This window comes from Photobacterium swingsii (assembly GCF_024346715.1).
Lineage (GTDB): Bacteria > Pseudomonadota > Gammaproteobacteria > Enterobacterales > Vibrionaceae > Photobacterium > Photobacterium swingsii.
Map to the genome: position 1 here is coordinate 373,614 of NZ_AP024852.1, position 20,082 is coordinate 393,695.

The 20,082-nt window shown below is 46.6% G+C and carries 19 protein-coding genes; 6 read left to right on the forward strand and 13 right to left on the reverse strand.

Going from position 1 to position 20,082, the window contains the following annotated elements:
* The first annotated feature begins 6 nt into the window (after nt 1-6).
* The 3 genes from OCU77_RS01785 (at nt 7) to tldD (ending at nt 6,315) form a co-directional block, all read left to right on the forward strand.
* The gene (locus OCU77_RS01785) at nt 7-3,927 is read left to right on the forward strand and encodes a YhdP family protein (RefSeq protein ID WP_107303006.1); all 3,921 of its coding nucleotides are present in this window, start codon (nt 7-9) and stop codon (nt 3,925-3,927) included.
* An 89-nt stretch (nt 3,928-4,016) separates the two neighbouring features.
* Nucleotides 4,017-4,862, forward strand: a complete 846-nt coding sequence (locus OCU77_RS01790) for a carbon-nitrogen hydrolase family protein (RefSeq protein ID WP_239685993.1) — start codon at nt 4,017-4,019, stop codon at nt 4,860-4,862.
* Nucleotides 4,863-4,866: 4 nt separating this feature from the next.
* On the forward strand, nt 4,867-6,315 hold the full coding sequence (gene tldD, locus OCU77_RS01795; RefSeq protein ID WP_107303005.1) for a metalloprotease TldD: 1,449 nt from the start codon (nt 4,867-4,869) through the stop codon (nt 6,313-6,315).
* An 82-nt stretch (nt 6,316-6,397) separates the two neighbouring features.
* On the opposite strand, the gene yjgA is transcribed toward tldD, so the two are convergent.
* Entirely contained in the window at nt 6,398-6,922 is a 525-nt protein-coding gene (gene yjgA, locus OCU77_RS01800; RefSeq protein ID WP_048899204.1) for a ribosome biogenesis factor YjgA, read from the reverse strand.
* A 150-nt stretch (nt 6,923-7,072) separates the two neighbouring features.
* Between yjgA and pmbA the strand changes: the two genes are divergently transcribed.
* A complete protein-coding gene (gene pmbA / locus OCU77_RS01805; RefSeq protein ID WP_048899205.1) occupies nt 7,073-8,416 on the forward strand; it encodes a metalloprotease PmbA in 1,344 nt (447 codons plus the stop codon).
* Nucleotides 8,417-8,518: 102 nt separating this feature from the next.
* Here the strand turns inward: pmbA and mgtE are convergent, their stop codons facing one another.
* The 12 genes from mgtE to OCU77_RS01865 form a co-directional block, all read right to left on the reverse strand.
* Nucleotides 8,519-9,877 (reverse strand): magnesium transporter, encoded by a 1,359-nt coding sequence (gene mgtE / locus OCU77_RS01810; protein ID WP_107303004.1) that lies wholly within the window; start codon nt 9,875-9,877, stop codon nt 8,519-8,521.
* Nucleotides 9,878-10,348: 471 nt separating this feature from the next.
* Nucleotides 10,349-10,624, reverse strand: coding sequence for an HPr family phosphocarrier protein (locus OCU77_RS01815; RefSeq protein WP_048899206.1), 276 nt, complete (start codon nt 10,622-10,624; stop codon nt 10,349-10,351).
* Nucleotides 10,621-11,472 (reverse strand): RNase adapter RapZ, encoded by an 852-nt coding sequence (gene rapZ / locus OCU77_RS01820; protein WP_048899207.1) that lies wholly within the window; start codon nt 11,470-11,472, stop codon nt 10,621-10,623. Before rapZ ends, OCU77_RS01815 begins: the two co-directional genes overlap by 4 nt.
* A gap of 39 nt (nt 11,473-11,511) precedes the next feature.
* On the reverse strand, nt 11,512-11,961 hold the full coding sequence (gene ptsN, locus OCU77_RS01825) for a PTS IIA-like nitrogen regulatory protein PtsN (RefSeq protein WP_048899208.1): 450 nt from the start codon (nt 11,959-11,961) through the stop codon (nt 11,512-11,514).
* A 2-nt stretch (nt 11,962-11,963) separates the two neighbouring features.
* The gene (gene hpf, locus OCU77_RS01830) at nt 11,964-12,251 is read right to left on the reverse strand and encodes a ribosome hibernation promoting factor (protein ID WP_048899209.1); all 288 of its coding nucleotides are present in this window, start codon (nt 12,249-12,251) and stop codon (nt 11,964-11,966) included.
* Nucleotides 12,252-12,289: 38 nt separating this feature from the next.
* The gene (locus tag OCU77_RS01835) at nt 12,290-13,765 is read right to left on the reverse strand and encodes an RNA polymerase factor sigma-54 (RefSeq protein ID WP_048899210.1); all 1,476 of its coding nucleotides are present in this window, start codon (nt 13,763-13,765) and stop codon (nt 12,290-12,292) included.
* Between the two features lie 51 nt (nt 13,766-13,816).
* Complete coding sequence (gene lptB / locus OCU77_RS01840) at nt 13,817-14,542, reverse strand: LPS export ABC transporter ATP-binding protein (protein WP_107303003.1); 726 nt, start codon at nt 14,540-14,542, stop codon at nt 13,817-13,819.
* A gap of 8 nt (nt 14,543-14,550) precedes the next feature.
* Nucleotides 14,551-15,054 carry a lipopolysaccharide transport periplasmic protein LptA gene (gene lptA / locus OCU77_RS01845; protein ID WP_048899211.1) on the reverse strand — a complete coding sequence of 168 codons (504 nt, stop codon included), beginning with the start codon at nt 15,052-15,054 and terminating at the stop codon, nt 14,551-14,553.
* Entirely contained in the window at nt 15,035-15,598 is a 564-nt protein-coding gene (lptC, locus tag OCU77_RS01850; RefSeq protein ID WP_048899212.1) for an LPS export ABC transporter periplasmic protein LptC, read from the reverse strand. The genes lptA and lptC overlap by 20 nt, the downstream gene beginning before the upstream one ends.
* Nucleotides 15,595-16,149: a 3-deoxy-manno-octulosonate-8-phosphatase KdsC gene (gene kdsC / locus OCU77_RS01855; protein ID WP_048899213.1), complete on the reverse strand. Its 555-nt coding sequence runs from the start codon at nt 16,147-16,149 to the stop codon at nt 15,595-15,597. Before kdsC ends, lptC begins: the two co-directional genes overlap by 4 nt.
* Complete coding sequence (gene kdsD / locus OCU77_RS01860) at nt 16,149-17,120, reverse strand: arabinose-5-phosphate isomerase KdsD (RefSeq protein ID WP_048899278.1); 972 nt, start codon at nt 17,118-17,120, stop codon at nt 16,149-16,151. Before kdsD ends, kdsC begins: the two co-directional genes overlap by 1 nt.
* 13 nt (nt 17,121-17,133) lie before the next feature.
* Entirely contained in the window at nt 17,134-18,099 is a 966-nt protein-coding gene (locus OCU77_RS01865; RefSeq protein ID WP_107303002.1) for a calcium/sodium antiporter, read from the reverse strand.
* A gap of 383 nt (nt 18,100-18,482) precedes the next feature.
* Here OCU77_RS01865 and mlaF point away from each other — a divergent pair, with 383 nt between their 5' ends.
* Both mlaF and mlaE read left to right on the forward strand, forming a co-directional pair.
* The gene (gene mlaF / locus OCU77_RS01870) at nt 18,483-19,292 is read left to right on the forward strand and encodes a phospholipid ABC transporter ATP-binding protein MlaF (RefSeq protein WP_048899214.1); all 810 of its coding nucleotides are present in this window, start codon (nt 18,483-18,485) and stop codon (nt 19,290-19,292) included.
* A gap of 12 nt (nt 19,293-19,304) precedes the next feature.
* Nucleotides 19,305-20,081 (forward strand): lipid asymmetry maintenance ABC transporter permease subunit MlaE, encoded by a 777-nt coding sequence (gene mlaE, locus OCU77_RS01875; protein WP_048899215.1) that lies wholly within the window; start codon nt 19,305-19,307, stop codon nt 20,079-20,081.
* The last annotated feature ends 1 nt before the right edge of the window (nt 20,082 follow it).

A 20,082-nucleotide genomic window follows, 5' to 3' on the forward strand; every position in this document is an offset into this window, starting at 1 on the left:
CTCCGCGTGACAAACGTTACCGTTCGTCTGGCGAGAGGAATGATGTGGCTGGTACTGACTGTGTTAGTACTGGCTTCGATTGCTGTTAGTGGTTTACGTCTTCTTCTTCCTCAGCTTAACGAATATCGCGAACCCATTCGTCAATGGGTTTCTGCGCAGGTCGATATGGATCTGCAAATTGAACAAGTGGAAGGGCATTGGCGCACCTTTGGTCCCTCGTTAATGCTGCAAGGGATCAGTGTTGGATCGTCTGATATCAGCCCTTCTTTAGTGAAAGTGGGTGATGTTGAAGTCCGCTTCGATTTATGGCGCTCTGCATTTCAATTACGGCCTGTCTTTAAAGATGTCAGCATTCATGATCTTGCTGTTGATCTTACTCAGATTCCAAGTCTAAATCCGAATACTCCCGATCTCGCACAAGAGCCAATTACGCCTGATGATCGGGATAAATTATCGATCGCACAACAGTTAGAGCAAGTGTTCTTTGTTCGGTTAGGAAACTTTGTGTTGAAAGATGCCAAAGTGACGACATGGACTCCATCGGGTGAAATCGTTCAAATCGATATCAATCAACTGAAGTGGGCCAATAATCAAGGTAAGCACCTCGCGCAAGGGGTGATTAGCATTGTTGGTACACACTTGAGTGAGCTTGATGTCAGTGCCAATTTATCGGAACGAGGTGATCTTGAGTCACTCTCAGGCCAGATTTACGCACATGGTAAGAACCTATCGTTTACGCCATGGTTACGAAAACAGCTGACGAGTGGTGTTGATATTACCAGCAGTGAAGTCAACGCCGAGCTATGGTTGTCGTTACAAAATGGTGATGTTACCAATGGTCAGCTCCAGCTGACGAACAGTAGTTTATCCTGGCAACAGGAAAAACAATCGCATCAAATCGGGATTGAAAGTGGCATTGTCAGAGTGAAACCGTACCGTGAACCTGATGGTTCATTGTCATGGCGGGTTGAAACTAACGCGATGTCATGGCAAACCGATAACGCGCGCTGGCCGGCACTGAATCTTGCTGCCGAGTGGCAAGCTGATAAGTGGCAGTTGGCGGTTAATACCATCAAACTGGATCATTTACAGCCGTTAATGGCTTTCTTGCCTGACGATGAAGGCATGAATGTACTGCGTAAACTGTCTCCTTCTGGTTTTGTCAGTGATGTCCGATTGGCACAAGTGGGTGATGGCTCGCCGCGATTTTCATTAAAGCTTGAACAGTTTGGTATTAAGCAGTGGGAGTTAATCCCTGAAATACACAAACTGAACGCCAGTATCAGTGGTGATCTACATTCGGGACGTGCGATTTTAAGCATTCAAAATGATACCTTGCCGTATGGTGATGTATTCCAAGCACCATTGCCGATAGAAAGCGGGGATGTCACGGCTTATTGGCAGGTGAATGAGGGGGGATGGCGACTCTGGAGCGATAGCTTACAAGTCACGACGCCACATTTAGCTGTAAATGGTGAATTTCGGATTGATTTTCCCGTGGATAAGCCGAGCTGGTTATCCTTCTATGGCGAAGCTTCTGCCTATGAAGTGGGTGAAACGTGGCGCTATTTGCCAACATTATCTTTAGGTCGTGAGCTAACCGATTATCTATCAGCAGCAATTCGCGGTGGTGAGGCTAAAGGAGCACAATTGCTGTGGTATGGCGATCTGCAAGATTTCCCTTACACCAAACATGACGGGATCTTCCAAGCGAAAGTACCGCTTGAAAAGGCGAAATTTAGCTTTGATACCGAATGGCCAGAGTTGACTGACCTACAGCTTGATTTGTTGTTTGAAAATGATTTCATGTACCTTGATTCGCGTCATGCCAAAACCATGGGGGCGACAGCAAAACGTGTGACTGGCCGCTCTGAATTGAGTGAAAACGGTAGCTTGGCGCTAGATGTTGCTGTTGCTGCCGAAGGCGAAGACGTCCGTGATTACATGATGGCAACGCCCTTAGTCGACTCTGTGGGGGCGGCATTATCAACGGTACAGGTATCCGGTCCTGTGACGTCTGAGTTTAAATTGGATATCCCATTTGATGGGACAGATGTCCGTGCATGGGGATCTGCTACCTTAGCCAATAATGATATTTTGATTGATGCACCACCGTTAGCCTTGTCACACGTTAGCGGCCAGATCACCTTTGATAACGATGTTATTGCTGCCAAAGGGATACAAGGGCAACTACTGAATCAAGCCGTTGATATTGGGTTTGATGGCAAGAGCTTAGATACAGTGTATCAAGTGGATATCGGCGTGAAAGGGGATTGGCAAATTGCTCCTCTTCAGGCGCAAATCAAGGATCCATTATTGGCACATGTGAAAGGTCAGAGTCAGTGGCAAGCTGATATCGGAGTGAGCCTGCACGACATTGGCTTTAATTACCAAGTCGATGCCACTGCGCCATTAACAGGCCTGTCAACTGATCTGCCTTATCCGCTAGTGTTACCGAATAAGCGCTCAGCTCAGCCTGCGAAGCTACATGTGAAGGGCAATGGGGATGAGTTAACTGCGGATTTATTGTTGCAAGATGTGAAGTACCGTACACGCTTAGCGCTGACCAAGCCTCGCTTAACGTTAGCCGCAAGTTATCTAGCAATTGGTAGCAGTCAATTGCGTCCTTTAGGCAAACATACTCACATCGTGAATGTGAACAGTGATTACCTTGATGGTGACCGCTGGGTTGATTTAGCCAATGAGGTCATTGATCGTTATGACGCGCCAACGGCGAATAATCGCCAAGCATCGTCTCCCTCGGCATTTCCTGAACTTCCTTTACCGACACGCGTGAATGTGCAGCTTAAGCGTTTAAGTTTAGCCACCTTGGATTGGCATGATGTGGCATTGGCAGCCCGTGATAGCCGTAAACAGTGGCACTTTATTTTAGGGAGCCGTGAGGCAACGGGTGAAGCGTTTTGGCCGCAAGGCAAGCCACTCAATGTGGTGATGGATAAAATACATGTTAACTTGCCGATTCTGGAGCGTATTGAAGAAGATCTCCCTGCGGATAAATATGTGCCACAAAGTGACGTTCCATTAGCTACTGCTTTTGATCAGAGCATGATGAAGAACATGCCAGACATGGACTTAACGATTAAAGATGCTTGGTTACAAGGCTATCGTTTAGGTAAGGTCTCGGGTCAACTCAGTCATGACGAAGCCACATTGGTGCTGCAAAATCTTCAAGTGGATTCCGGTGTCACCTCGCTCAGTCTTGATGGCCACTGGACGTTAGCCAATGGTCAGAATGAAACCCATGTTGCTTTTGATATAGATGGTGAAAACAGTTCGGACTTAATGGGGCGTTTTGGTATTTCAGGTGGGGTTGAAGATGCGTCTTTTAGCAGTTATGCCTCGATCCAATGGCAAGGTGCACCATGGTCAATGCACCGTGAGACCTTATCGGGCGAAATTAAGACCGAAACGGGTAAGGGTTTTATCAGTAATGTGGGCGGTGCTGGTCGACTATTGGGGTTATTCAGTATCGACTCGATCATTCGCAAAATGCAGCTCGACTTTTCTGGTGTGTTTGATAATGGACTGGCCTTCGATTACATCCGAGGCTCGGGTAAGTTAGATAACGGCATTTTCACTACTGACGATATTAAGATGAAAGCGTTAGCGGGTGATATGTTTATTCAAGGTAAGGCTAACTTAGTTGATGAGACGGTTGATGCGCGTGTTCGATTTAATCCTGATCTTACCTCGGGGATCCCTGTGCTGACGGCCTTTGCGATTGCCCCACCAACCGCTTTATATGTGTTGGCTATTTCGACGGCATTAGCACCTGTGGTTGATGTGTTTACTCAGATCAACTACCAGATCAAGGGACCAATTGATGCGCCTATCGTGTCGGAGAAATCACGCTTTACTGGCGAGTTTGTGGTACCTGAATCCATGGGTAAAGGTGAGAGTAAATAAGCACATAAAACGATGCAGTGTGTCTTGCTATCAATCCGAGTTTGGCGCACTGTAATCTATTGGTATTACTAGTCATTCAAGGAGTTAGAATGATGAAGATCATGACGAATAAAGTGGGCGTAGTGCAAATGAACTCAGGACGTGATCCTGACGTGAATCTGGCTAAGCTAAAAAAGAAATTGAAAGGACTGCAGCTGCAAGGCGCTCGCTTGGTGGTCACACCGGAAAATGCCCTTATTTTTGGTAGCCGTGAGGATTACCATCATCATGCCGAAGCGCTTGGTGATGGCCCTTTGCAGTTTGAAGTGGCTCAAATGGCGGAAAAATTAGGGATCTGGTTACTGATCGGTTCTTTTCCTATTCGCCAGTCTGATGGTGCGATGACCAGTACGGCTTTACTTTATAACGATAAAGGCGAGCTTGTGAGCCACTATAATAAAATGCATATGTTCGATGTTGAGATTGAAGATAAGCATCACAGCTATCGTGAATCGGATACCTTCCAAGCAGGTACTGAGGTGGTAGTGGTTGGCACGCCTTTTGGTCAGATTGGCCTCTCTATTTGTTATGATGTACGCTTTCCGCAACTTTATAACGAACTTCGTGCTAAAGGTGCCGATATTATTGTGGTGCCTGCCGCATTTACCCGTGTTACTGGTTCGGCACATTGGGATGTCTTACTACGCGCCCGCGCGATAGAAAATCAATGTTGGTTGATCGCGGCAGCGCAATCTGGTGAACATTTTGACGGTCGAGAAACATGGGGCCATTCGATGATTATTGATCCTTGGGGGCAGACAGTGGCATGCCAAGCGCAAGGGACTGGGGTATTAACCGCAGACATTGATTTGAAATTAAGCCACACTATAAGAACAAATATGCCGGTGATGCAGCATGCTAGATTTGCAGTGCATCAGCGCAACGATAAGAGCTGAGTAGATGACGCTAAAAACTGTAGAAAACACCATGCTGGATCAATCAGGGATTGGGCGTGACGACCTTCAACGTATTCTTGGGCAAATTGCGACGAGAGATGTTGATTATGCTGATATTTATTTTCAGTCCTGTTGGCATGAGTCTTTAGTATTAGAAGACAGCATTATCAAAGATGGCTCTTTCAATATCGATCGCGGTGTTGGCGTGCGTGCTGTGGCTGGTGAGAAAACAGGTTTTGCTTACTCCGATCAAATTAATGAACTGGCATTAACGCAAAGTGCGAAAGCGGCGCGTGGTATCGCGCGCAAAGGTACTAGCGGTAAAGTTCAAGCATTCTCAACGGTTGATGCGCCGAAGGTTTACGCAGCGATTGATCCACTTTCGAGTTTTGATAAGCACCAGAAAATTGCTTTGCTTGAAGAAATTGATGCTTATGTACGCAGTAAAGAGCCTTTAGTGACGGAGGTTTCTGTCAGCATTAATGGTGTGTACGAACAAGTACTCGTTGCTGCATTGGATGGTACATATGCCGCAGATATTCGTCCGTTAGTGCGCTTATCGATCAGTGTGTTGGTCGAGCGGGGTGATAAGCGTGAACGTGGCAGCGCTGGTGGCGGTGGTCGTTATGGTTACGAATTCTTTGTTCAAGAAGAAGCCAACGGTAAAACAGTTGCCCTCAACTTTGCCGACGAAGCCATTCGTCAGGCCTTGGTTAACCTTGATGCAGAGGCGGCACCTGCGGGCACTATGCCTGTTGTCTTAGGTGCGGGCTGGCCTGGTGTGTTATTGCATGAAGCGGTTGGTCATGGCTTGGAAGGTGATTTTAACCGTAAAGAGTCGTCTGTTTTTTCTGGCCAAATCGGCGAGCAAGTGACGTCTTCACTGTGTACGATTGTTGATGATGGTACCTTGGCTGATCGCCGTGGTTCTTTGAACATTGATGATGAGGGTGTACCCGGCCAATACAATGTATTGATTGAAGGCGGTAAGCTGAAAGGCTATATGCAAGACAAGTTGAATGCGCGCTTGATGGGCGTTGCTCCAACGGGTAATGGTCGTCGTGAATCTTATGCGCACCTGCCGATGCCACGTATGACCAATACCTACATGCTACCAGGTGAACATTCACGCGAAGAAATTATTTCGAGTGTGAAGAAAGGGATTTACGCACCGAACTTTGGTGGTGGCCAGGTTGATATTACCTCGGGTAAGTTCGTGTTTTCAGCGTCAGAAGCTTACTTGATTGAAAACGGTAAAATTACTCGTCCAATCAAAGGCGCAACCTTAATCGGTAGCGGTATTGAAGCGATGCAGCAGGTGTCTATGGTCGGTAATGATCTCGATATCGACCGTGGTGTGGGTGTGTGTGGTAAAGCGGGTCAGAGTGTACCTGTTGGTGTGGGTCAACCTACACTGAAAATCGATTCAATGACAGTGGGTGGGACAGACTAAGTCAGCTTACATTGGTGTCATCATAGAAACAAAAACGCCAGCTGTGATGCTGGCGTTTTTGTAAGCGTCTAAATACTGGGTATTAGTTGCTCATGTACAGTTCTTTTAAGTACTGGAAAATTTCGCGGTATGCTTTCGCGGGTTTTTCTTGTGCTTTTTCTTTATTCGCTTGGCGAACAAGTTGACGCAGACGTTGGCGATCAGCATCTGGGTGATCAACTAGAATTGCATTAATCATGCTGTCGCCATTGGCGATTAGCTTATCACGCTTTTGCTCAAGCTTTTTCAGCTCAACGGTTGTCTGTGAGTGCTTGTTGTTTAGCTTATCTAGGGCCGTTTGGATTGGCTCAATATCAATTGAGCGCATTTGCTTGCCAATGTACTGTAGCTGACGACGACGCGCTTCGTTTTTAAAACGCTGTGCGTCTTTAATTGCAGACAGCATATCTTCATCTAGCGGTATTTTTGCTAGTGCATTAGACGTCAAGTTTGCTAACTCTTCCCCTAGTTTTTGCAACGCTTCCATGTCACGTTTCATCTCGCTTTTACTTACCCAGATGATCTCTTCTTCTGGTTCCCAAGGGGCTTTTTGATTTTTACGGCTCATAAAAGGGCTCACTAACCTGCAAATGACAAACCGCATCGATGTCGGTTTGGTGGTAATGCTTTTATTTTATCAGTTTAAACACAAATTTGGGCGCAAATTAGCGCACTAGAGTGTTATTCTAATTATATCAGCATAACAATAAGTGAAATTATGGACGTGAGAGAACAAGTCGCACAACAGCGTGTTGAGCTGGAAGCTGCGGTTGCTAAAGCATTAGAGCTTGCTGGCCAGCAAGCCGACGCGGCAGAAGTTGCTATTAATAAAACAACAGGTATTAGTGTTTCTACCCGCATGTGTGAGGTGGAAAATGTTGAATTTAATAGTGATGGTGCACTTGGCATCACAGTTTATCGTGGTCAACGCAAAGGCAGTGCATCGACCTCTGACTTGAGTGAAAATGCTATTGCTCAGACGGTTGCTGCGGCGTTAGACATTGCGCGTTATACATCAGAAGACCCTTATGCTGGGCCTGGTCCTGAAGAGTTGATGGCGCGTGATATTCCTGATTTAGATCTATTCCATCCTGATGAACCAGAGCCTGATAGTGCGGCGGCGATTGCGATTGCTGCGGAACAAGCAGCACTTGAGTTTGACCCTCGTATTAAGCAAAGCGATGGTGCAAGCTACGACAGCCATTACGGGGTTCGTGTTTATGGTAACAGCCATGGCATGCTAGCAAGTTATGCATCAAGCCGCCATAGCACCAGTTGTTGTGTGATTGCACAGGGCAAAAACGGTGAGATGGAGCGTGATTATAGTTACACCTCTGCACGTGTTGCTTCTGACCTATGGACACCGGAGTGTGTTGGTCAACATGCTGCAGAGCGTACTGTTGGTCGTGTAGATGCTCAAAAACTGACAACGCGTGAAGCGCCAATTATGTTCGCAGCCGATATTGCGACAGGTTTGTTTGGCCACCTTGTCATGGGGATCAGTGGCTCTAACTTATACCGTAAGTCATCTTTCTTACTCGATAAGCTTGGCGAACAAATTTACCCTGAGTGGATGAACATCAGTGAGCGTCCGCATATCTTACGTGGAATGGCGAGTACCCCATTTGATAGTGAAGGTTTGGCTACCCAAGATCGTGAAATCATTACCGATGGGTGCTTGCAAACGTACCTGATGACGAGCTATGCGGCGCGTAAGTTGAACATGCAACCGACAGGTCATGCGGGAGGGATTCATAACTGGATCGTTAACTCGACCGGTGAAAACTTCGAGCAAATGCTGAAGAAAATGGATCGTGGTTTGCTAGTCACTGAGCTGATGGGCCAAGGCGTGAATATCATTACGGGTGACTACTCACGTGGTGCGGCGGGCTTCTGGGTTGAGAATGGTGAAATTCAATACCCTGTGAGTGAAATTACCATTGCAGGTAACCTCAAAGACATGATGAAAAACATTGTTGCGATTGGTACGGACACTGAAATGCGTAGCCAGATCCAAACGGGCTCTATTTTGCTTGATACCATGAAGATCGCAGGCGAATAACGCAGGTGTGAACATCATCGTGGATGCAATAAAAAAACCGAGACGCTAGCGGCTCGGTTTTTTTGTGTCTCTGATTTGTACCTTTGAGATACAGTGCTTTAGTTACACCAAGAAGATAGTGGCGAGCCCCAAGAACACAGATAGGCCAACAATATCGGTAATGGTCGTTAATGCCATCCCCCCTGCTAAGGCGGGGTCGATATTGAATTTTTTGAGCATGACTGGAATACAGACCCCAGCCACACCGGCAATGATCAAGTTGGTGAGCATGGCTCCGGCAATGATGGCACCGAGTATGATATCGCCTTTCCAGAGAACGACGACACCGCCAATGATCAGTGCCCATAAAAGGCCATTGATCAAGCCAACACGTGCTTCTTTACTCAATAGCCAGCGGGTGTTTGAGTCCCCGATATGACCAACAGCTAAACCACGGATCACTAGGGCTACGGTTTGGTTACCTGCCACCCCACCCATGGACGGCACAATTGTCATGAGTACAGCAATTGCAGCCATTTTATCTAATGTTGCTTCAAACATGTTAGACACAGAGGCCGCTGCGAGCGCAGCGAGTACATTAACCCCAAGCCAAATACTACGGCTACGGGCGGATTTCATCACAGGCGCGAAGGTATCCTCTTCATCATCCATACCCGCCATGCTCATCATGGAGTGCTCTGCATCTTCACGAATGATATCGACCACGTCATCGATCGTGATACGACCCACTAGGTGGTTGTTGCTATCAACAACAGGAGCTGATAGCCAGTTACGACGTTCAAAAAGTGTGGCTATTTCACTGTCATCCATGTCGACAGGGATCGCCTCGTCGGAGTCGTCCATCACGTCGCGGATTTCAATGTCTGGCTGAGTGGTGATCAGAGTGGCTAACGATAAATGCCCTATGAGGTATTCATTGGCATCGACCACGTACAGGGCATCGGTCGCTTCTGGTAGCTCACCGCGCATCCGTAAGTAACGCAACACCACATCGGCGGTTACATCACCACGAATAGTGATGAAGTCGGTACTCATCATACCGCCCGCAGTGTCTTCAGGATACGCCAGCGCTTTCTCTACCCGATGACGATCGGTGGCATCCATCTGTGCCAATACTTCTTGGTAGCGATCGTCAGGTAGGCTACGAAGGACGTAAGCGACATCATCGCTTTCCATGCCTTCGGTAACGGCAGCCAGTTTCTCTGGCGCCATTTGCGCGACGATACCATCTTTTACATCTTCAGATAGCTCATCAAGGATCTCACCTTGCTCTTCAGGATCGGTTAATTGCCATAACACCTGACGCTCTTTCGGCGGTGAAGCCTCTAACAGGTGAGCAATATCTTCCGGTTCCATGTCTTGCAACAGGCGGCGAACGTGAACGAACATGCCATTTTCTAAGGCCTTGTTCACTTCTTGTAGGGTTTGGTGGGTATTGTCTTGCTCTAGTAGATCCGCCATAGATACAAACTCGGTTGTGCCATCTGAGCAATTCTCTGGATAAAAGTGATTCGCTCGGCCATCTAGTGCGCAGAGTAAAAGGTGCCAGAAGATTGGTCAGATGGAAATAATACCGAACAGCTGATACCACCTTTTAAGGCTGGCGCTGCTCTGTTTGATTATGCATGAGTACTTGTGCCATGGGAGGAAATCGATAGCCCAAAGCAAGGTCCTTCAGCATAAACGCAATAAGCTGAATTTTAACGCAATAATGCGGGTGTTGTCTCACCAGATTTGAGAGTTCGCTGAAATTTCAGTTTAGCACTGAGAAATAGCCTAGAGGGAGTCATGATATAACCTACAGAAAGTGGCTATTTCGCTGCAAGTTTACTGAGGATGATGACAGAAGTAGTCATATCACCATCTTCAGTTTAATTTTGCGATTGCGGGCTTTTTAAGCAGTGTTTAAGAGAGCATGCTGGGTTTCAGCACTCAGTTCTCTTCATCAAAGCCTGCTTCAATCAAGGTGATAATGGCGTCGAGTGCCAATTTTGCATCATTGCCTTCGGCACTAACGGTAACCTGCTGGCCTTGGGCGGACTCTAGCATGAGTAATCCCATTACGCTGTCAGCTGTGGCTTGCTTTTCGTGGTTACTAATTGTGACTGTCGCTTCAAAGCTTTGCGCTAATTCGACCAATTTAATCGCCGCCCGAGCATGCAGCCCTAAGCGGTTTTTAATAAACACATCGCGAGAAAGGTCGGTCATATTAAGCCTTCCAAAGTGCGGTGGCGAATTTGAACTTGCTGGCCTGCATGCATAAAGTGTTCAGCGAGCTGCTGGGCCACGTAGACAGAGCGGTGTTGTCCACCCGTACAGCCAATGGCGATGGTGAGGTAGCTACGATTGTTTTTTTCCAGCAGGGGTAACCAAGTTTCAACAAAATTACGGATTTGATTGGTGAGCTGGTTAACCTCAGGGTGACTGGATAAAAACTCTTTCACGCCTAAGTCGAGCCCCGTTTGCGGTTTGAGCTCTGGTACCCAGTGGGGGTTAGGCAGAAAGCGAACATCAAACACATAGTCGGCATCGGTGGGTAGACCGTGTTTAAAGCCAAACGACTCAAACACCATGATTAATTCACGGTTTTCGCGGCCAAGTACGCGTGAACGTACTGTTTCACTGAGGTCGTGGATTGATTGTTTGGTGGTATCTATGACTAAGTCAGCGTGCTCTTTGAGATCAGAAAGGATAGCGCTTTCTGATTGAATCGCTTGTTCCAAGCTCATATTGTTACGTGAGAGTGGATGCAGGCGACGTGTCTCGCTGTAGCGTTTCACCAGCTCTTTGTCATCAGCGTCTAAGAACATCACATTGACATCTAACTGACTGCTGAGAGAGGACAGGATTTTTTGGATTTCACCTGATTGAGTCGGCATATTGCGGACATCAATGCTGACGGCAATATCTTGCTGGTTGTTTTCCACCGTTTTGATGAATTGTGGCAGCAAATTAACAGGTAGGTTGTCGACACAGTAGTACCCAAGATCTTCGAGTACACGTAATGCCACAGATTTCCCTGAGCCCGAGCGCCCACTTACGACCATTAACATCATGGCTGAATTACCTCAAACAACGTGGAAGGGTTACACTCATTATGAGTCATTGGTCATGATTTGATAAAGCTCTTGGTCAGATTTCGCCGTACGTAATTGCTTACATACCTGCTTATTACTGAGCTTTTCCGCCATGCTTGATAGGGTTTTGAGATGCTCTTTACACAGTGCGTCTGGGACGAGTAGGGCAAAGAGAAGATCGACGGGCTGATTGTCGATAGCATCAAATTCGATAGGATTATCACACTGGATCAAAATTGCGATAGCTTCATCGCTTTGTGTGATCCGGCCATGAGGTATAGCGATGCCATTACCTATGCCGGTGCTGCCCATTTTTTCTCTATTGAGCATACACTCGAATAGAGGCTGGGGATTCTGGTCTAAATGATCTGCAGCGATTTCGCTGATGATTTCTAGAGCGCGCTTTTTGCTAGAGCAGTGGACTGCACTTTTGGTGCAGTCCAGGCTCAATACCGATCTCAGTTGCATGATTAATGGCTATTGAGTTTATCTTTATGTTTGTTTAATTGACGTACGAGTTTATCGGTCAACGCATCGATCGCGGCATACATATCTTCTGAATCCGCTTTGGCGTGAATTTCGCCATTATTTATGTGCAAAGTCGCTTCTGCCACTTGCTGTAATTTTTCTACATTTAAAATCACATGGACATTATTAATTTTGTCAAAGAAACGTTCAAGCTTTTCAAACTTAGTGTTTACATAGTCACGCATAGAATCCGTAACTTCCACATGGTGTCCTGTGAGATTGATTTGCATAGACATCTTCCTTCTGTTGGGCGTTTGAACCATTAAAGCTATATCAAACGTTTACGTTGGTTCGATGGTGGGATCCCAAGAGACTCACGGTATTTAGCGATGGTACGTCGCGCAACCATGATGCCTTGTTCCGCCAATAATGTTGCAATCTTACTATCACTTAATGGCTTCGCTTGGTTTTCAGCGGCAACCAGTTTCTTGACAAGTGCGCGGATGGCCGTTGACGAACATTCGCCTCCGTTATCCGTGCTCACATGGCTTGAGAAGAAATATTTCAATTCAAAAATGCCACGTGGGGTGTGCATGTATTTTTGGGTCGTAACCCGAGAGATGGTGGACTCATGCATATCAACGTCTAACGCGATATCGTTGAGCACCATAGGTTTCATGGCTTCTTCGCCATATTCAAAGAAATCTTGTTGATGCTCTACAATGCATCGTGCCACTTTTAGTAGCGTTTCGTTACGGCTTTCTAAGCTTTTTATGAGCCACTTCGCATCCTGAAGGTGGGTGCGAATAAATTGGCTGTCAGCACTGTTGCGAGTATTTTTGCTCAGTGCTGCGTACTGCTCGTTGACTTTAATACGAGGTACGCTATCAGGATTGATGGTGACAACCCATTTGCCGTGATCTTTAAAGACGGAGACGTCAGGTACAACGTATTCCGTTTCCGATGAAATGACAAGGTTGCCCGGACGAGGGTCTAAACCGTGGATTAATTGCATCACGGCTTTTAATTCAGGCTCTTTGAGCTTGGTATCACGCATTAGTTGGCGATAATCGCGATTACCGAGTAAGCCGATGTGATGCTCAAGAATATGTTTGGCTTCGCTCAGCCACGGGGTGTCTTCTGGGTAAGTCGCCAATTGAAGTAATAGGCATTCTTGCAGATTGCGCGAAGCGACGCCAAGTGGGTCAAATTGCTGTACGCGTTTGAGTACGGCTTCCACTTCATCCAGTTCAATGTCATCGACGCCTAAGCTTTCTAAAATGTCGTCGGCAGAGCAGGTTAAATACCCTTTATCGTCGATAGCATCGATGATGGCTGTAGCAATGGCCAAGTCAGTTTCACTAAATGGCGTCAGTTGAACTTGCCACATCAGGTAATCTTGTAGGGATTCAGTGGTTTCACCTTGGTAGACGGGCATGTCGTCATCAATGCTGATCCCTGTACTACCTGTGCCTGCACTGTACACATCTTCCCAAGTGGTATCGACGGGAAGATCTTCTGGCATTTCACGCTGTTCGATCACTTCTGAGGTATCAAAGGGTTCAGCTTCAGCGTCTTGGTTATTGCTGTCTTGCGCTGATACCTCAATGTCGTTGTTGTCAGACGATTTGTCATCGGCATGATGTTCGCTTTCTTCCAGCTCTAGCAAAGGATTTGCATCTAAGGCTTCTTGGATTTCTTGTTGTAAATCCAAAGTCGAAAGCTGCAGTAAGCGGATGGCTTGCTGCAGTTGCGGCGTCATTGCAAGTTGTTGGCCTAGCTTAAGCTGGAGCGAGGTTTTCATGGGTATCAATGCACCTTGTCGTTATTGTTGTGCGTGCCGATCTATTACTAACTATAGACGGAACTGGTCGCCCAGATAAACACGTTTTACATGTTCATCGTTTAGAACGTCGCTTGGCGAGCCGTGCGCAATCAATTGTCCCTGACTAACAATGTAGGCATGTTCACAAACGTCGAGAGTCTCTCGAACATTATGGTCGGTGATCAATACCCCAAGACCGCGATCACGTAAGTGCTCAATGATCTTTTTGATGTCGATTACAGATATTGGGTCAACACCGGCAAAAGGTTCATCAAGTAAAATGAATTTTGGATTGGCTGCCAGAGCGCGGGCGATTTCCACACGGCGGCGTTCGCCCCCTGATAATGCCATACCTAAGCTGTTGCGTATGTGCTGTATGTTGAATTCATCCAATAATTCTTCAAGCTTATCTTGGCGTTCTTCGCGGCTAAGCTCTTTACGTGTTTGCAAAACCGCCATGAGGTTGTCGTGCACACTTAAGCGACGAAAGATAGAAGCTTCTTGTGGCAGGTAGCCAATCCCCATGCGAGAGCGGTTGTGCATCGGTTGTAGGCTGATATCAGTATCATCAATACTGATGGTGCCTTCATCACGTGCGACTAGCCCAACAATCATGTAAAACGAGGTGGTTTTACCGGCACCGTTAGGACCCAGTAGACCAACAATTTCACCTGACTTTACTTCAAGGCTTACATCCGACACGACTTTGCGGCCATTGTAGCTTTTTGCGAGATGTGCTGCTTTTAACGTTGCCATAGTCGTGCTTATTTCTTATTCGAGTTTAACTGGTTTGGCTGCAAGATGGTGGTAACACGTTTCTTGTCACCGCTCTGCGCTGCCAGTTTCTGTTCATCGATTTTGTAAGTGATCACTTTACCGCGGATTTCGCTGCCATCTTGGATCAATAGCGCTTCATGCGTCATTTTCAAAAATTCAGTGGCAGTGAGGTAGCGCATTTCTAACGACTCACCATCAATAGGCTTGCCGTCATCCATGATTTGATGGAAGGTTGCAGGCTTACCATAGGCATCAATCACCTCTTGGCCTTCTTGTCCTTTAGGTCGTGTTACCACAACTTTATCGGCACGAATATCGATACTACCTTGGCGTAAAACCACATTGCCCGTGAAGGTCACGATATTGTTTTGAATATCGAGATTTTGCGTATCCGAATCAATGTAAATTGGTTGCTCGGTATCGTCACTCAGTGCCCAGCTCGATGTACTGATACAAAGGCAAAGTAGGGTACTAATTTTGAATAGATTCATATCTACCTTTCACGTTGTTGAGTAGGGTCGCAACACTGCGATCCATGTTCCCTGTCATACCATCACCTTCGTTAATGAAAGCATCGCCAGTCATGACGACATGGTCAGGGGTATCAAAATCTTTACTAACCAGATCAATACGTAGGTTATCGGTTTGAATCACTTTCAGGGTGGAATCTGGCAGTAAATTAAAAATCCGAACGTTACCTTTCATGTATAAAATCTGGTCTTGATCGAGTGTTGCATCGTTAGAGCTAATGCGCCACTCGGTTTCAGTCCCTTCTTTAAACAGCCATAACACAGGTTTGACAAAATCCGTGTCACCGCTTTTTTTAAAATGTTCGAGGTACTCAGAGTCGACTTGATAGCTACGAAGCCCGCTTTCATTGTGTGCGGTACTCGTCACAATACTGCCCGTGAATATTGGCTTTTCATCGTCAGGTTTGACTTGAACATCTGCTCGCCAATACCCGTTGAGCAAGTAAAAGCCAGCCGATACACACACTGCAAAGGCGAGTGTATAGAGTAGCTTATGTAAGGTCATATACTTAAGCCTTTATGTTTATCTAGCTCGCCCTTCGCTTCAAGGATGAGATCGCAGACTTCACGTACTGCACCGTAGCCACCTTGGATACGTGTGACGAAATCAGCACGTCGTGCAAGCAGTGGGTGGCCATCTGCGACACACACAGAAAGGCCGATTTTTTCCATTACTGGCCAATCGATCAGATCATCGCCAATGTACGCTGTGTGCTCAGGAGCAATATTCAAATTCTTGTAAATGTCAGCGTAAGCGGCCAGTTTGTTATCTTGGCCTTGGTAAATGTGCTGAATGCCTAACGCTGACATACGGTTTTCTACAATGGCAGATTTACGGCCCGTGATGATGGCAATCTCAATTCCCGCATTCATTAATGACTTAATGCCATAACCATCGCGGGTGTGGAAGGTTTTTAATTCTTCGCCATCATTACCCATATAGATGCGGCCATCGGAAAATACGCCATCAACATCGCAAATCAGTAAGCGGATATCTTTAGCTTGCTGATACACAGTTTGACAGACAGGACCGTAAATAGTTTCGATTTGTGCCACTACATGACTCCAGCTTTCAGTAGATCGTGCATGTTTAATGCACCGACTAAGCGCTTATCTTCAGTGACAAGCAAGCCGTTAATTTTTTTATCTTCCATTATTTTCAAGCCTTCTGCGGCAAGCAGGTTTGGCGAAATGGTCGATGGATGACGTGTCATCACATCACCAATACAGGTGTTATGAATATCAACACGGTTGTCGAGCAGACGGCGGAGATCGCCATCAGTGAAAATTCCCGTTAACTGTTGAGCATTATCTACAATGGCGGTCATGCCTAAGCCTTTGCGTGACACTTCCAGTAGGGCGTCTTTGATGCTTGCTTCTTCATTAACGATAGGCAGCAAGTCACCTTGGTGCATCACATCGCTAATGCGCATTAACAATTTGCGGCCCAGTGCACCGCCAGGGTGAGACAGCGCGAAATCATCGGCAGTAAAGCCGCGGGCTTCCATCACAGCAATGGCCAACGCATCACCCATCACTAGGGTGGCCGTTGTACTTGATGTTGGCGCTAAGTTTAGCGGGCACGCTTCTTTTTCGACGGTAATCTGCAGGTGGATTTGAGCAAATTTTGCCATGCTTGATTCTGGCTTACCCGTCATGCTGATCAAGGGAATGCCAAGACGCTTGATAACCGGTAGTAATGCCATGATCTCAGAGGCTTCACCTGAGTTAGAGATGGCTAATACCACATCATCTTTTTTGATCATACCTAGGTCACCATGGCTTGCTTCGCCAGGGTGAACAAAGAAAGCAGGTGTGCCAGTGCTCGCAAATGTCGCGGCAATCTTGTTACCAATATGACCCGATTTACCCATCCCCATGACAATGACTTTGCCTTGGCATTGATAAATTAGCTCACAGGCTGCAGCAAATTCGCTATTAATATATTGCTGAATGTTTTGCAGGGCATCGATTTCAGTTTCCATCACTTTGCGCCCGTGGGTGCAAAAATCAAACATGTGCGACATCATTTACTCTCCGTTAACCTGCAACATTATAAAACAGATATGCTTGATAGGCGATAAAGCAGCTAAGAAGTATACCACCCTCTACACGATTGATTCGACGACGCTTTCCAAGTGCCATTAGCATCAGTAAGACGGAAACGGCCAGCATGACGTAGAAGTCTCGTCCCATCGCCAGTGGGCTGAGTACTGATGGGTTCAGTAAGCCAGGGATCCCCATCACAGCAAGAATATTGAAAACGTTAGAGCCGATGATATTACCGACAGCCATGTCATCTTCACCTTTGAAGATGCTGGCGATAGAAGCGGCCAGTTCAGGTAAGCTGGTACCAATGGCGATAATGGTTAAGCCGATCACCAGATCGCTCATGCCAAAATATTTGGCGATGATAACGGCAGATTCAACCACCATATCTGAAGAATACAATAGCAACACTAGGCCGATCACAATCCAAACGCCAGCCGCTGCATTGCTCACGCCATCTGGGATTTCTGATTCTTGCTCGTCAGCCAATACGTCACCTTCAGCTTTGGCTTTTTGGCTGATCTTAAACATGGCGAATAAGAATAGGCCAAACAAGATAACCAGTAGGACACCTTCATGGAAGCCCAAGTGGCTGTCCCACAGTAATGCGCCCGCCACAAGTGTAACCCCAAGCATTAGGGGAAGTTCTCGGCGAATAATGCCAGAGCTAATACCCAAAGGTTTGATGATGGCAGTTAAGCCAATGATAAGGGCGATGTTGGCAATGTTTGAACCCAAGACGTTACCTACCGCAGTATCTGTTTTTCCAGCGAGTGCGGCTGTGGCTGACACCATCATTTCAGGGGCTGACGATCCCATAGCAAGGATGGTCATACCTATGATAAGTGGTGCAACGCCAAAGTTTTTAGCCAGTGCCGCAGCACCAAAAACAAGGCGGTCAGCACTCCATACCAGAAGAGTTAAACCGATACAAAGTAAGACAATGGCTTCAAGCATTGTTATCCCTTTCTAATTCAAATTGAGTGTGAGCATTAGTTAAGAGGACAATTTTGACGTTTAGCAACTCAAAAGGGAAGGATAAACACATCGAATTTAATGTGATTGTATAAAGCATGGTGCGAATGAGAGGAAAATCCACGTGATAGCCATGATGATGGAATCAACCGAAAAGGCACGATTGTTAACAATCTTAGCCTGCATCAATAGTTCTGACCCCAGCTTTACGAGGAAATAACGGGAAACTGACAGTTATTTTCTTGAGTTGCATGTATTATCTTTATTATTATCTGTCGCTTATCTTATTTTGTTACTTATTGTTAAAGTAATGAAACGGCATCATAGAGCAGCTAGTGTGAATTGAAATGATCAACAGGAATGTTATGGAGCCGACTAACTCACTTGTGACAATTAACAACATGACCTTCATGCGTGGTGAGCGTCGAATTTTCGATGATGTCAGTATTGATGTACCGAAAGGGAAGATCACTGCCATCATGGGGCCATCTGGAATTGGCAAAACAACCTTATTGCGCTTAATTGGCGGGCAACTGGCACCGGATAGCGGCGACGTGTGGTTTGACGGTCACAACATTCCGACACTCAATCGTAAACAGCTTTATCAAGTGCGTAAGCGTATGAGTATGTTATTTCAATCTGGCGCTTTGTTTACCGATATGACGGTATTCGACAACATTGCCTTTCCGCTGCGTGAACATACCGATTTACCCGATGATCTATTACGGACGTTGGTGTTGCTGAAATTGGAAGCTGTTGGTTTACGCGGTGCAGCCCAATTGATGCCCAATGAGTTGTCAGGAGGTATGGCGAGACGTGCAGCGTTAGCGCGTGCGATTGCGTTAGATCCAGAGCTCATCATGTACGATGAACCTTTTGTTGGCCAAGACCCGATCACTATGGGGGTGTTGGTTAAACTAATCCGTGACATGAATCAGGCACTAGGGGTAACGGCAGTTATTGTGTCGCACGATGTGCCCGAAGTGATGAGTATTGCCGATAAAGTCTATCTGCTCTCTGGTGGAAAAATTATAGGCAGTGGTAGCCCGAGTGAATTACGGGCGAACCCAGATCCGCAGATCCGCCAGTTTCTTGATGGGGATGCTGATGGCCCAGTGCCATTCCAGTACCCAGCTCAGCCCTTGGCTGATGATCTTTTTTCTTCACAATCCTAGGCAGTATTAAACATGGAATGGATTCGCCGTCTTGGACGATTCACCTTAGATAAGTGTTCTGCCGTTGGGCGAGCAAGCTTAATGCTGTTTGGTGCGATATGTTGCAAACCACAGCCAAGAAAAATGTGGCCCTTGCTGTTAGCTCAGTTGTATTCGGTAGGGGTGCGCTCGATTGCTATCATTCTGGTCTCCGGGTTATTTATTGGCATGGTCTTGAGTTTGCAAGGCTATATCGTGCTGGTGGACTTTGGCGCAGAAACCAGCTTGGGGCAAATGGTGGCCTTGTCGTTATTGCGTGAACTAGGGCCTGTGGTAACGGCGCTCTTGTTTGCAGGTCGAGCAGGCTCGGCATTAACGGCCGAGATTGGCTTGATGAAGACCACAGAGCAACTTTCTAGCATGGAGATGATGGCGGTCGATCCACTTCGTCGTGTGATTGCGCCACGCTTTTGGGCGGGTGTTATTTCTATGCCGTTACTCGCCATGATGTTTGCTGCTATTGGTATTTGGGGCGGGCAACTTGTTGGCGTGGACTGGAAAGGGATCGACTATGGCAGTTTTTGGTCTGTGATGCAGTCATCCGTTGAGCTGGGTTACGACATTGGCAATAGCATTATCAAGTCAGTCTTTTTTGCCATGACTGTCACTTGGATTGCCGTATTTAACGGGTACGATGCCGTACCTACTTCAGAAGGCATTAGTCAAGCCACTACACGTACTGTAGTGAATTCATCACTGGCGGTATTAGGGCTAGACTTTGTACTGACCGCGCTTATGTTTGGGAATTAAC

Coding starts and splice junctions, on each gene's coding strand:
- lptC (WP_048899212.1), bottom strand. CDS start 15,598: ATGACCTTACATAAGCTACTCTATACACTCGCCTTTGCAGTGTGTGTA.
- pmbA (WP_048899205.1), top strand. CDS start 7,073: ATGGACGTGAGAGAACAAGTCGCACAACAGCGTGTTGAGCTGGAAGCT.
- OCU77_RS01865 (WP_107303002.1), bottom strand. CDS start 18,099: ATGCTTGAAGCCATTGTCTTACTTTGTATCGGTTTAACTCTTCTGGTA.
- mlaE (WP_048899215.1), top strand. CDS start 19,305: ATGGAATGGATTCGCCGTCTTGGACGATTCACCTTAGATAAGTGTTCT.
- mgtE (WP_107303004.1), bottom strand. CDS start 9,877: ATGGCGGATCTACTAGAGCAAGACAATACCCACCAAACCCTACAAGAA.
- lptB (WP_107303003.1), bottom strand. CDS start 14,542: ATGGCAACGTTAAAAGCAGCACATCTCGCAAAAAGCTACAATGGCCGC.
- hpf (WP_048899209.1), bottom strand. CDS start 12,251: ATGCAAATCAATCTCACAGGACACCATGTGGAAGTTACGGATTCTATG.
- ptsN (WP_048899208.1), bottom strand. CDS start 11,961: ATGCAACTGAGATCGGTATTGAGCCTGGACTGCACCAAAAGTGCAGTC.
- kdsD (WP_048899278.1), bottom strand. CDS start 17,120: ATGTCGCACATGTTTGATTTTTGCACCCACGGGCGCAAAGTGATGGAA.
- yjgA (WP_048899204.1), bottom strand. CDS start 6,922: ATGAGCCGTAAAAATCAAAAAGCCCCTTGGGAACCAGAAGAAGAGATC.
- mlaF (WP_048899214.1), top strand. CDS start 18,483: ATGGAGCCGACTAACTCACTTGTGACAATTAACAACATGACCTTCATG.
- OCU77_RS01815 (WP_048899206.1), bottom strand. CDS start 10,624: ATGACCGACCTTTCTCGCGATGTGTTTATTAAAAACCGCTTAGGGCTG.
- rapZ (WP_048899207.1), bottom strand. CDS start 11,472: ATGATGTTAATGGTCGTAAGTGGGCGCTCGGGCTCAGGGAAATCTGTG.
- OCU77_RS01835 (WP_048899210.1), bottom strand. CDS start 13,765: ATGAAAACCTCGCTCCAGCTTAAGCTAGGCCAACAACTTGCAATGACG.
- tldD (WP_107303005.1), top strand. CDS start 4,867: ATGACGCTAAAAACTGTAGAAAACACCATGCTGGATCAATCAGGGATT.
- lptA (WP_048899211.1), bottom strand. CDS start 15,054: ATGAATCTATTCAAAATTAGTACCCTACTTTGCCTTTGTATCAGTACA.
- OCU77_RS01790 (WP_239685993.1), top strand. CDS start 4,017: ATGATGAAGATCATGACGAATAAAGTGGGCGTAGTGCAAATGAACTCA.